The sequence below is a fragment of the Sulfitobacter noctilucae genome (genome assembly GCF_000622365.1).
Lineage (GTDB): Bacteria > Pseudomonadota > Alphaproteobacteria > Rhodobacterales > Rhodobacteraceae > Sulfitobacter > Sulfitobacter noctilucae.
In genome coordinates this window covers 534,147-547,196 of record NZ_JASC01000013.1, presented here as the reverse complement: position 1 = coordinate 547,196, position 13,050 = coordinate 534,147, and the positions used below count along the sequence as shown (strand labels likewise).

Annotated in this window: 9 protein-coding genes; 5 read left to right on the top strand and 4 right to left on the bottom strand. The window is 54.9% G+C overall.

All coding sequences use genetic code 11. From position 1 onward, the window contains the following. Positions 1–6: 6 nt before the first annotated feature. Entirely contained in the window at positions 7–1,092 is a 1,086-nt protein-coding gene (locus Z945_RS0109390; RefSeq protein ID WP_241434486.1) for a KpsE/RkpR family capsule polysaccharide export protein, read from the bottom strand. Positions 1,093–1,381: 289 nt separating this feature from the next. Between Z945_RS0109390 and Z945_RS0109385 the strand changes: the two genes are divergently transcribed. From Z945_RS0109385 to Z945_RS0109375, 3 genes are all read left to right on the top strand, one after another. After that, on the top strand, positions 1,382–2,191 hold the full coding sequence (locus Z945_RS0109385) for an ABC transporter permease (protein ID WP_241434485.1): 810 nt from the start codon (positions 1,382–1,384) through the stop codon (positions 2,189–2,191). A 101-nt stretch (positions 2,192–2,292) separates the two neighbouring features. After that, positions 2,293–5,493: a glycosyltransferase gene (locus tag Z945_RS19575; protein WP_025051849.1), complete on the top strand. Its 3,201-nt coding sequence runs from the start codon at positions 2,293–2,295 to the stop codon at positions 5,491–5,493. 2 nt (positions 5,494–5,495) lie between these two features. Further along, on the top strand, positions 5,496–6,284 hold the full coding sequence (locus tag Z945_RS0109375) for a sulfotransferase family 2 domain-containing protein (RefSeq protein WP_025051848.1): 789 nt from the start codon (positions 5,496–5,498) through the stop codon (positions 6,282–6,284). Between the two features lie 68 nt (positions 6,285–6,352). Here the strand turns inward: Z945_RS0109375 and Z945_RS0109370 are convergent, their stop codons facing one another. From Z945_RS0109370 to Z945_RS0109360, 3 genes are read right to left on the bottom strand one after another with little or no spacing between them, the layout of a single operon-like run. Next, positions 6,353–7,237: a sulfotransferase gene (locus Z945_RS0109370; protein WP_025051847.1), complete on the bottom strand. Its 885-nt coding sequence runs from the start codon at positions 7,235–7,237 to the stop codon at positions 6,353–6,355. Continuing rightward, positions 7,230–9,038 carry a hypothetical protein gene (locus tag Z945_RS20065; protein WP_025051846.1) on the bottom strand — a complete coding sequence of 603 codons (1,809 nt, stop codon included), beginning with the start codon at positions 9,036–9,038 and terminating at the stop codon, positions 7,230–7,232. The genes Z945_RS0109370 and Z945_RS20065 overlap by 8 nt, the downstream gene beginning before the upstream one ends. 1 nt (position 9,039) lies before the next feature. Beyond that, on the bottom strand, positions 9,040–9,681 hold the full coding sequence (locus Z945_RS0109360; RefSeq protein ID WP_025051845.1) for a CmcI family methyltransferase: 642 nt from the start codon (positions 9,679–9,681) through the stop codon (positions 9,040–9,042). Positions 9,682–9,855: 174 nt separating this feature from the next. Between Z945_RS0109360 and Z945_RS0109355 the strand changes: the two genes are divergently transcribed. Both Z945_RS0109355 and Z945_RS19565 read left to right on the top strand, forming a co-directional pair. Beyond that, positions 9,856–11,016: an acyl-CoA dehydrogenase family protein gene (locus Z945_RS0109355; protein ID WP_025051844.1), complete on the top strand. Its 1,161-nt coding sequence runs from the start codon at positions 9,856–9,858 to the stop codon at positions 11,014–11,016. Further along, the gene (locus Z945_RS19565; RefSeq protein ID WP_037970827.1) at positions 11,016–13,046 is read left to right on the top strand and encodes an acetate--CoA ligase family protein; all 2,031 of its coding nucleotides are present in this window, start codon (positions 11,016–11,018) and stop codon (positions 13,044–13,046) included. Before Z945_RS0109355 ends, Z945_RS19565 begins: the two co-directional genes overlap by 1 nt. Positions 13,047–13,050: the final 4 nt, after the last annotated feature.

Sequence of the window (13,050 nt, the reverse complement as noted above, 5' to 3'; positions counted from 1 at the left end):
CGCGCCTCAGCTTCGGTCACGCAGGCTATAGAAAACCAAGCAAAAGATAGACCACGCGAAAAAGCAGAACAGCGCGAGCAGTGCCATTGTTTTACCCCGCTCAGGATACTGCGCCTTTTCAGCCAACGTCGGTTTGACATGCGCGGCAAGGTAGCGGCTTTGTTTGCGCACCTCGGCGAGTGCAGAATCATGCGCCGCCAAGGCAGCGGTATACGCCGTTTCTGCAAACTCGCGGTCAACGATCAATCCTTCATATTCGCCCACCAAGTTCGCAAACGCCTCCCCACTCTCACCCTCCTCTCCCAATCCTAAATTCCGTCGCTCCGATGCAATCCGCGCGCGGATCACCTCGATCCGGCGCTTGGCTTGTACGATGCGCGGATCGTTTTCGCGGGTGGTGTCCTGCAGCAAATCTGAATCAATCAACGCATCAGCCAGCTGGCGTTGCAGCGTCACCAACAAACCCATCTGGTTTTGTGTATCAATTGTCGGGTCAACAATTTGCGTACGATTGCGAAACTGGGTCAGTGCCCGCCGTGCAGTCTTCAGCCGTTCAACCGCGTTCGCCAGCTCGTCACGCGTAAAACGGATCGAATCCTCCTGCGCGATCCGCGACAGGCTGTTGATCATCCCGGCGCATTCACCCAACACAGCCTGCGCCACGCGCATTGCATCCAACGGATCGAAGGCCAGCACCTGTAAATCAATCAGCCCCGTGCCGCTGTCATACACGATAGAAATCTTGCGATGCCAATGTTCCTGAAGGTCTTCGATCGTTCCGTCAGGATCAAAAGCAAAGAGTGGATCCTGCCTTGTGCTAACCCGTGACCAGACCGCCCGTAGATCAACTAGATCATCCACCCGAGTGACAAGTTCCTGGCTGGAAAGATAAGCGAACAGAATATCCGTATCTGAAGAGCTGGACCCGGAAAGTTCTGTAATGCCGCCCAGTAATTCAATGGCAGAGCTTTGTTCCTCGGTACGGACCGAAAAGGCGACCCGCGATGCGTATTGATCCGCGGCATGGGTCGAAAAATAATACCCACTAAGACAAACGGGCGTGACAACGATCAGTACGAACGTAAGAAACAAGAACCGATGGCGCCGACGGGGTCGGGCACGGCGTGCGGGTGGTTTGATGTTGAATTTCGGGACCGCGTTCGCGACCTGCCGTGGCGGAGCGGACTCTTCCAAGTCAGGCGCAGCGGATCTTGGCAAAGCACGCTTTTGTGCCTGTTCAGGAGGCCGGATCGTCCTGATACCTTTGATACTCTCTGCTGCGCTATCTGACATAAACGTTAACTTTTTAGTTGTATTTATGAAAGAGTATGCCTGCTAAGGTTAATTAATAGTAACCTTGGTTATCAAAGAGGTTACTCAGGTGTCTTTACCCTCTCATTTGCAGCCAAGCTTGTGCCAGCAGGCTGCCTCACTCGCGACACCGCGTGCCATCGGCGCACTTATATTACGAGAAATTACGACAACCTACGGGCGCTCTCCGGGTGGTTATGTCTGGGCGATACTTGAACCGGCGGCCGGAATTGCCTTGCTGACGCTTGTGTTCTCCATCGGCTTTCGCACCCCGCCGCTGGGCACAAGTTTCGCGCTGTTCTATGCAGCAGGCATTCTGCCATTGATGATGTATTCCGATATATCGACCAAATTGGCGCAAACGATACAATTCAGCCGGGCCTTGCTGACCTATCCACGGATCACCTTTTTGGACGCATTGATCGCACGGTTTATCCTGAATGCCCTGACGCAAATGATGGTGCATTTCATCGTGCTAGGATTTATCATCCTGTACCTCAAACCCACAACAACATTGGATTTTTCAAAGATCGGCCAAGCCTATCTGCTCACCTTCTCACTCGCGATCGGGATCGGAACACTCAACAGTTTTCTGACACTTGCATACCCGGTCTGGAACACCGCATGGGCCATTTTGAACCGCCCACTCTTTCTGGCATCCTGCGTATTCTTTATCTTCGAAAGCGTGCCGCAGCCCTATTCGGATTACCTCTGGTTCAACCCCATCGTCCACATTGCCGGCCTGATGCGAGACGGGTTCTATCCATTCTATCAGCCGACCTACGTTTCGGTCGCCTACCCACTGGCGGTGGCCGCGCTGACCACGATGAGTGGACTGTTCCTTTTGAACCGCTACCACCGCGACATTCTGGACAAGTAAGACCATCTTAATCGTAGTTAACGCAAATTTAAGACAAACCGTGCCGTAGTGATCCTCTTTTACCACTTTGCCGATGGGCAAGAACACGAGGTTGGCTTTCTATGTCTTTGGATTTTATGTCCGAGTTGCGGTGTCTGGTGATGCTGGACGGTACCGTTTTTGGAAACGTCGAGAAAGTCGACGCAGCTCAACCGATGGAAATCAGGCTCGGGGATGCGTTATCGCCGTTTCAGATTTGCGACCACAAAGCTTCGCCCTTTCCAGAGCGTGCCCCCATATATCGGCTCGATACAAAAGACCTAAGTCGCCAAACGCATTCTCTTCCCGCCGAGACGGTTCCGGGTGAGGTTTACGCGTGCTGGGTCAACCATCTCGAGGATTGGACCCTTTCCGGCAGCAAAACCATTCAAGTCATGGTCAATCGGTTCGAGGCACCGTGCCAGATCTACTTTGACGCTCAAATCCACGTTCCAACTGTGCAGCCAGGCACGGTTTTCGAGGTATGTTTGGCCGCCCACCGCGCCGCAGCCAGTCTTTGTCTGATCTTTCGCGATCCGCTTACTGAAACAGAAGAGCGGCACTATCTGCCTTTCGACACGTCATTTCCCGGCGGCCCAGTTCCAAGCGGTTATGATCGTATCTCGCACCCGATCCCCCCGCACTTCAAAAGTTGCGATGTGAGTTTCGAGATCGAATATCGCAAACACCTGCCCGATGACAAAGGGACTGAACCCTTCCTGTTTCTTGCTGACATGCAGGTGACAAGCGCTGAAGCCGCGCGCAGCAGCACACCAATTCTCGAGCCCGAGTGGATTTATGGACGAAGCGACATATCCGACGGCCACTGGCTAAGCGCGCCCTTGCCCAATCAGTTGGCTCCGGGTCAAGGCCTGCATGTTCAGGTGGGGCGGGAGGTTTTCCCAATCACGCCAATGGCTAAACCTGCGTTCTCCGTACGCGAAAACTTCGGGCACACCCTGATCTGCGAGGCGGCGCAAGAAATCGAAGTCGTACTCAGTATTGACGGCAAACATGTGAAACCCCTGCGCATTGTTGCCGGAGACAATGTCATTCGTCTTCCGCCAGAATACCTGAATGGTCACGTTCGCCACCTATCACTGAAAGACAGATCAGGCTCGGTCATCCTGTTCGAGCATCATCAACTGATGCCCTACATCGTCACCCCCGAAGACGTGATGCGCCGCGAGTCAGCCGCGCCCTTTCCCAATGCTTTGCTGCCGCAAACGCCTTATCGCTATGCCGCTCTCAAGGCGCAACTGGCGGCAGGCAAAGCAGCCACGGACCACGCTCAATTGCTTCATGCCTTACAAACCCTCGAGGGCGGGCCAGAGAATTTGCAGCGCAAGCCCTTGAGTTTTCCACAAGTCAAAAATCCCGACGTTTCGGTGATCATCCCTGTCCACAACAATATCGACCTGACCTATCTGGCACTGTGCTCCTTGCTGCTGGCGCATAACGAAGTCTCGTTCGAAGTCATCGTAGTCGATGACGCATCGACTGATGAGACCCAGACGCTTGAACAGCTTGTGGAGGGCATCACCGTGGTGCGTCATCCAGTTGCGCAACGTTTTATTCGGGCGTGCAACGCCGGTGCGGAACGGGCCCACGGCAAATATATTGCGCTTTTGAACAATGATGTTGAGGTAACAGCTGGTTGGCTCGACGCGCTGCTGGACGGGTTTTCGCGGTTCGACAATGTCGGTCTTGTTGGGTCCAAGCTGTTGTATCCGAACGGTGATCTTCAAGATGCAGGCGGTATTGTCTGGGGCAGCGGCAATCCCTGGAACTATGGCAACCGTCAGAACCCGAATGATCCGAGGTTCTGCTATGCAAGACAGGCGGATTATTTATCCGGAGCCGCCCTGATGGCCCCGGCATCCGTGTGGCACCAGGTTGGCGGATTGTCCTCCTATCTGGAGCCGATGTACTTTGAAGACACCGACTTCGCGTTCAAGGTGCGGCAGGCCGGGTTCACCACATGGTTTATTCCGTCTTCGGTAGTCTACCATTTCGAGGGAATGACCTCCGGCACGGACGTCACCACCGGCTTCAAAAAGTATCAAGAGGTGAACCGCCCCAAGTTCAAGCGCCGTTGGGCAGCCTCGTTTTCCGGGAAAGGGATTGAAGGACAAAACCCGGATCTGGAAAAAGACCGTGGCATCGTCGGTCGGGTTCTTTTCATTGATTACGCGCCCCCGCGTGCGGACAAGGACGCAGGCTCATACGCCGCTCTGCAGGAAATGCAATTGGTTCAATCCCTTGGCTACAAGGTCACGTTCGTCTCGACCAATATGGCGCATTTGGGCAAATACACAGAAGACCTGCAAAAGTCTGGTATTGAGGTGATATATGCGCCCTTCTACATGAACGCGGGCGAATACCTCGACCAGCATGCCGCTGATTTTGATGTCTTTTATATCACCCGTTACTATGTCGCGCAGAATGTTATTGGGCAAATTCGCCGCCAGGCCTCCGATGCGAAAATCTTGTTCAACAATGCGGATCTTCATTTTCTGCGCGAATTCCGGGCGGCCAAAAGCGAGGATGATAAAGGCAAACTGGACCGCGCGCGTCAAACCAGAACCGAAGAGATCGAAGTGATTCGCAACGTCGACGTCGTCCTGTCCTATAACGATGTCGAACATTCCGTCATTCAAGCCTACACCGATGGAGAGGCGAAAGTGGTGCGATGCCCGTGGGTTGTGCGCGTACCCGATGCCATTCCCGCGGCCAGCACCCGCCATGGTCTCTCGTTTTTGGGCAGCTTCCGGCATCATCCTAATGCAGAAGGGGTGAAGTGGTTTGTCCGCCGGGTGATGCCTTCACTCGTGGCGCACAACCCCGAAACACAGTTAACGATTTATGGCTCCGGCATGGGCGAAGACATACGCGCGCTGGCCAGCGATCATATTGTGCCCTACGGCTTTGTAACCGAGACATGCGATGCATATGATCCACACAGAATTTCCATTGCGCCATTGCTCTCTGGTGCGGGGATAAAGGGAAAGGTTCTAAGCGCTTTGGCCCAGGGCATCCCCTGTGTGGTCAGTCCGATCGCCGCCGAGGGGATCGGACTGCGCTCAGGCTATGACTGCTTTATTGCCGAAACACCCGACGAATGGGTGGAAGCCATCAACCGCCTCACCTGCGATGACAGGCTTTGGGAAGCTATGTCGCAAAATGCCCGTGGCTACATGCATGCCTCGTACTCGTTCGACAAAGGACGCAGCATGATGCGCGCTGCGTTCGAGGCGGCCGATCTATATCAGTCGCGGCGTTAATCATGACGCGCCACATCATCTTTCACCATCACCTCTTCAAGAACGCGGGAACGTCAATCGACCAAATCCTGAAACAGAACTTTGCGGATCGTTGGGTGAGTGCTGAATTCGAAAGTGACGGTGCCGCCAACACCGCCGAGGTCGCGGCCTGGATCAAAGGCAATCCCGACGCTGCCGCTTTTTCGACGCATACCCTGAAAGGGCCGCTGCCTCTTCTGGATGGCGTGCATATCATTCCAGTTGTGATGCTGCGCGATCCGGTTGACCGGATCGGATCTGCCTATCGGTTTGAGCGAATTCAAAACGCGGAAACTTTCGGCACCGGACTGGCCCGCCAGAATGGTTTTGCCGGGTATGTCCATGCCCGCCTTGCAGTCCGTGGTGACAGGCAATGCCGCAACTTCCAGACCCAACGCCTTGCTGCACTTTGTACTCAAGCACAGCGGGAGGAGGTTGAAAGAGCCAGACAAACCTGTGACCAGATCATCCATCAAGGCGTCCTAGGCATCGTTCCAGAGTTTACTCAGGCCATGGAACGCCTTAGTCAGCTGGCAAAGCCCCATTATCCGAATTTTCGGTGGCAGCCGGTCACCGCAAACGCGTCGTCTGAAAGCTCGTCGAGCGTGATTTCGCCAGATATGCGACAGATGCTTGAGGAAATAAATGCGGAGGACATCGTTCTCTATAAGTATGCCAGAAAGCTCAAAAACCGGCCGACCAGTCGCGCGGTCGTTGCGCACGACAGCGAACTGGCACCCTCTCAGCGACTGCAATATCGAGGTGCGGTTTGACCTAAGCGGTACTCCGTTAGGTCCCTTTGTCTGCCAAAGAGTATTAAAGATGTCAGCTAAATCAGACCTTAAGCAGCGATGGGTGCTTCTGCGCGCCATGACGCAGGCACGTGATACCCTTCTGCTTCCACTTCCTTGCAAATACGCTGCACATCATCCTGCAAAATTTCCCTAAAGAACCCGGGCATTTCGTACTTCACGCTTTCTGTGAACCTCTTGTCCAATATCGCTTGCGGATAATCGAAATGAGATAGCTCAAGGAAGGATTCTATACTGCGTAATGTGCCGCGTTGATCCTTATGCAAATCCTCGTAAAAGATCACCTTCAGTGTTTCAGGAGCCAGCCCCCCATGCAGATTGCGCAGAATCTGACCGTATTCCGCATTCACCCAAATGTGGTGGCGGTGGACAAACTCCAAAAACTCGTCTGGTCCCCATATCTCCAGCTTGTCCAAATGTCCGGTAAGTTGCAGATGGAATTTCGTGTGGCTCCAAAGCCGTTTCACCGGATCGCGCATGGTATAGAGAACCCGCAGACGGTCACATTTCGCTGCGATCTGTGGCCATGCCTCTTGTGGAAGTTGCGCGTGCAGATTGGAAAAGTCGCAAGCATAGACCTGATGGTCGCGCATCTGAAAAAGGTTCCGGTACCAATAATCATCTACCGGGCGACCCAGATATGCGCTGACCCAATGCAGGTTGGCCCGTACCGCATCTATGTTGGCTTTGGACGGGTCAAAACGAAACAGATACCTATTGCGTGCTTCGCGCAAACGGTAGGCTTCGCTTAACTGTTCCGGGTTCACATACCGGTGATAGAAATAGTGGATTTCCTTTTCCAACGCGAAATGCAGGGCGGGATGCCGGGCCAACACAGCATAAAGCCATGTGGTCCCGGCTTTCATCGCTCCCACGCTCAGAAACAGGTTTGAAAATAACTTTGCGTCAGCCATCGATCACCTTCCGATCTGTTCCCAAAGCGGCTGCCCCCAAATGATCCAGAACAGCGCGGTACATCCGGTGAAAGACCGGCCGCTTGAAATGATTCAGATCGATCATATCCTCCGCACCTTCAATGAAGTCAGCGGGATCCAGCAACATCACATTGGTTCGGCCTGACGCAACCTGGCGCAAGACTGCGTTCAGCCGTTTGTGATGCGGGTGGTCCGGACGTTCGGGGTTCTGGAAATGTAGCGGACCACGCAATGGGGCAAGTACGAGAATGATCTGCACATCGTCAGGTATGGCGTCGAGAATCGTGGTATACCGCTCAAGCATCTCGGCGTCGCCCAGCAACCCCTCATGCTCGAAATCACGGCATAGCACGTTGAGCCTCTGCCGCTGTATGTCGGTTTCCGCAACAGCTTCCCGCAGTTCGGCGCGTGCAATCAGGTTCTGGTTCTGCGCCCCCACCAGCCAGTAGGGCAAACGCAAGCCTGTTGCCCGGTGGCGATAGACCGGAATATCGGCGTCTGCCCAACAGCTGAGGAAGCACAAGTTCCGCCCCGACGTCAAATTCGTCAAATCAGATTGGAAATCTGCGCGCCCGTATCCTAGTGACGCGGCTGCCCACATCTCTTCCTCGGTCAAGGGATCGCCCAGCGCCGGCATCAGGAAAGAGGTATGATCACGGCGAAACATCTGACCATTCAGCGGCTGATTGAATTCCTCATGTATGTGATCGCTGTGCAGCGCAAAGTAATGCATCAGACTGGCAAGATCACAGCCGCCGCGCGCAAAGATGTTGTCGAATCGTAGAGCAGAAGGCGCTTTTCCGGATATGTCGCTGATAGCCGCCGGCGTGATCCAATCGACCTTCACCGGATCGTTCATCACATCTGACAGCACCTCGCCTACCACCTGCATTGGCGGTCTGTTCAAGAAATCATACGTCCAGTGTTCGACGTACATATTTAAGGTGCGGCAAGAGAAACAAAAATGCTTCATCCGCCGCACATTGTGCAGTCGTTCCGTCAGGTAGAATCCGGCAAAACCGTAATCCCCGTAATCATCGCATACGCGAATGAGCCCGGCATCTGTTGTATTCAGCGCAAGCAGAGCGGACAGCTCCGCTCGTGCGGTGGCGAGGTCATCTGGCAAACGTTTTTTGGTAAAATTCAGCTGGTTCGTTCGGTTAATCAACTCGATCGCGCGGTCCAAATGCGCTTCGACATCGTATTCGATATACACGCGCACATTGGATTGGCGCAGAAGTGCAATGGCATCGCCTTCAACCACTTGCGCAGCAGAAGCCTTGCGTTCCTTTACCTTGTATTGCGCCAGTCTGCGCAGTTCAGGGTCTGGTTTGCCTTGCAAGTGCGGTGCATCTGCCAAGGTACATATCATTTCCGGCGGTCCGATGTTCAGCCCCGGGTTCGCATGTACCGCCTGAGCAAGATTCATCGGATTATCGTCCAGAAAGAGTACCGATTGCGCCCGCAGACCTATCTGATCCAGCATCGCCGCAATGCGCGGACCTTTCGGACTCCAATCAATGCTCGGAAAAATGAAGTAGTCCCAAAGACCCCGCTCGCGTAACTCGGCCTCAATTAGCCCCGCATCGTTCTTGGAGCAGATGGCAGACATGATCCCGCGTTCGGCCAGGGTGATCACCAGCTGGTGGTGATCCATCCGGTAACGCATGCCCCCTTCGGTCATCGTTCCGTCCCAAAACGTCTCATCCAGGTCCCAGATCACTAGACGGATGTCTTCCTGAAACACCGAACCTGCGCCGATCGCTTCTGCCAGTCCCATTCTATATCCGCCGCAAATAGCCATTGGGATTGGTCGTCGCATTGACGCCAAACATATCGCAGTAGCTGGTGTCGATCTCATAGACGTTGGGATTGGCTTTCAGATAGGTCTTAATCGCGCGGCTTGGGCCACCGTCAAAGCGATCTGCCAGATCAAGCTCTGCCAACACGCTGTCTTCCATGATAAGGTATTCGCCCTGCCGCAGGTGTTTCGACCCGAAGTCGAGTACTGCCATACAGGCCTCGAAAGTATGCGCGCTGTCTTCTGACAGAACCCAGGGGCGCGGCAGGTCAAACAGCCCGTTTTCGACAAACGTGCGATCAAGCGCCATCACGTCGCCCTCGACAAATCGAATACCATCAAAGCGATCATCCACGTCGGGTGGCCTCCGGTCGATCGAGACCACCTGGGTATCCATCCCGTACATCCGCATCACATCGCGGAACATCATGGCCGAGCCGCCAAACTTTGTTCCGATTTCGATAAAACTGCCGGGCTGGACCGCGTGGATCAGGTGAAGATACAGGGCGATATCGATAGGCGATTTGTTACACATCATATCCCGGTAGTGATATTGCATCACCCCAGAATGATACGCCCCCAGCTGTGGTCGCGTAAAAGGTGTCTTGAACGATCGGATCATGCCTGGCTTTCTGCTGCATTCACTTGTGATCCGGCACTTTTGCACCGAACCTTCCCCTTCTGTTCTGACCCGATAGCGGTAAACAGCTGATTAACATCTGTTGTATTTTGCGGATAGATTTTCACAGCGATCAGCCTAAGGTCGGCAAAGACATCACAAAAGGAACGACCCCGAATGCACTTTGGCCTTAGCGATGAACAAGAGATGATCGTCTCGACTGTGCGCAGTTTTGTGGAGAATGAAATCTATCCGCATGAGGCAGATGTCGAGCGCAGCGGGCAGGTGCCTCAGGCCTTGGGCGAAGAGATCAAACAGAAGGTCATCGATCTGGGCTTCTATGCCTGTAACTTCCCCGAAGAGGTCGGCGGTGCGGGTCTGTCACATGTGGATTTCACACTGGTCGAGCGCGAATTAGGCCGCGGTTCCATGGCGCTGACGCATTTCTTTGGCCGGCCCCAAAACATCCTGATGGCCTGCAACGCTGAACAACGTGAACGCTATCTTCTGCCTGCTGTCCGGGGTGAACGCATGGACGCGCTTGCTATGACAGAGCCTGATGCGGGGTCGGACGTGCGCGGCATGAAGTGTAGCGCGGTGCGTGATGGCGGTGACTGGGTTGTAAACGGCTCCAAACACTTCATTTCGGGCGCAGAGCATGCCGATTTCTTTATCGTTTTCATCGCCACCGGCGTCGATGAAACGCCCAAAGGTCCCAAAAGGCGTATCACTACCTTTCTTATCGACCGCGGCACGCCGGGGTTCGAGGTGCGCGATGGCTATAACTCCGTCAGCCATAAGGGGTACAAAAACTGTATCCTCTATTTCGATAACTGCCGCCTGCCGGATGCACAGGTTCTGGGCGAAGTCGATGGCGGTTTTGCCGTGATGAACGAGTGGCTTTACGCCACGCGCCTGACGGTTGCGGCTTTCTCTGTCGGACGGTCGCGGCGCTGCTTTGACTACGCACTGAACTACGCGGCCGAGCGCAAGCAATTCGGACAGCAGATTGGCAAATTCCAGGGCGTGTCCTTCCAGATCGCCGATATGATCACCGAGATTGATGCCGCCGACTGGCTGACCCTTGCTGCTGCTTGGCGATTGGATGAAGGATTGCCTGCCAACCGCGAGATTGCCTCGGCTAAGGTCTATGCTTCCGAGGCTCTAGCCCGCGTTACAGACACAACTTTGCAGATATTCGGAGGGATGGGATTGATGGATGATTTCCCCATCGAACGCTTCTGGCGAGATGCACGGGTGGAGCGAATCTGGGACGGTACTTCGGAAATTCAGCGTCATATCATCTCGCGTGATTTGCTGCGTCCGCTGGGGGCCTGATGACGCGTGACCTCAAACGGTTGTTACGGCCCCGGTCAATCGCCGTCGTTGGGGGCGGTGCGTGGTGCAGACAGGTTGTTATGCAGTCTGCGCGAATGGGGTTTGAAGGCGATATCTGGCCGGTACATCCGACTGCAGAGAGCATCGAAGGATATCCTGTCTTTCGCAGCGTCGACGCCCTGCCCGCCGCACCGGACGCCACATTCATCGGCGTAAATCGTGAGGCAACAATCGACATCGTTGCCGCCCTGTCACAACGTGGCTCGAGTGGCGCGGTGTGTTTTGCCTCCGGTTTTCTTGAAGCGCAGGCAGAGGACACATTCGGGGCAGATCTACAGGCTGATTTGCTTGATGCAGCGGGCGAAATGCCGGTCCTTGGGCCAAATTGTTATGGCTTTATCAATTACCTGGATGGTGCGCTTCTTTGGCCGGATCAGCACGGCGGCAGACGTGTCGAGGGTGGCGTTGCTATTGTCACGCAAAGCTCGAACATAGCGATCAACCTGACCATGCAGTCACGTGCCTTGCCGTTGGCTTATGTCGTAACGGCGGGCAATCAGGCGCAATCAGGTATCTCGGAAATCGGCATGGCCCTCTTGGAGGATCCGCGTGTCACCGCACTTGGGCTTCATATCGAAGGCATCGGCGATCTGCGTGCATTCGAAGCGTTGGCAACCAAGGCACGCGAACTAAACAAACCTGTCGTCGCAATTAAGGTCGGGCGATCCGATCAGGCACGACGCGCAACAATATCGCACACGGCATCTCTTGCCGGTCAAGATGCTGGAGCCGCCGCCTTGTTGCGCCGCCTTGGCATCCTGCGCGCTGATGACCTTTCAACTTTTCTGGAAACGTTAAAACTCCTGCATATCGCTGGACGTTTACCGCAAAACACCGTCGCAACGATAAGCTGCTCCGGCGGCGAGGCCAGTCTTGCGGCCGATACCGCCGTAACCCTGCCGCTCAGCTTTCCGGCATTGAACGATCGACAAAAGACCGACCTCCGCGCAGCGCTTGGTTCCCGCGTCGCTTTGGCCAATCCTTTGGACTACCACACATACATCTGGCGCGATGTGCCTGCGATGACCCGCACTTTTGCTGCGATGGCCGACTCCGATGTGGCCATCACGATCCTGATCGTTGACTTCCCCCGCGCCGATCTGTGCGACCCTTCCGATTGGGACTGCGTGATCGAGGCGGTCAAGGAGGCAGCAAAGCAGACAGGCAGTCTCTATGCAGTGGCAGCAAGCCTGCCGGAACTGATGCCGGAAGGGGTCGCCTCTGATTTTCTAGCGTCAGATATCGTTCCCTTCTCCGGCCTCTCTGAAGCGTTGGCAGCTTGCGCAATCGCGGCCAGGCCATCGGCAGCTTCGGCACTGCCGGTGCTGCTCCCGTCCGCACCTCAATCAGCAGAACTGATCAGCGAAGCCGAGGCCAAAGAAGCTTTGGCGAAATACGGTTTGCGCATACCACGTTCTCGTCAATGCAGCGATTTGCCCCGTGTTAGAGACTGTTCGACGGCAGTAGGGTATCCACAGGTGCTTAAAGGCGAAGGGATCGCGCACAAAACCGAGACCGGGGCCGTCGTGCTTAACCTGACAACCAGCGAAGAGACTTGTGCCGCGGCGCAGTCGATGAACGCGACCGGTTTCTTGATCGAAGAAATGATCGGCAACTCGGTACTCGAACTGTTGATCGGTGTGATAAGCGACCCTGCGCATGGATTTCTGCTGACACTTGGCGCGGGCGGCACCCATACAGAACTTTTGCAAGACAGCGTCTCCCTTCTGCTGCCTGTCACCGAGGCCGAAGTCACAAACGCCCTAAACAGTCTTAGAATTGCCCCGCGCCTCTCGGGGTATCGCGGTGCACCCCCGGTCTCCATGCCCGCAATACTGACAGCCATCCGGGCCGTCGAAGCCTTTGCTGTTGCACATGCCGAACACCTGCAAGAAATAGAGATCAACCCACTTATCTGCACACCAACCGATGCCATCGCAGCCGATGCACTTTTGCGTTTGGCCCGCTGAAAGG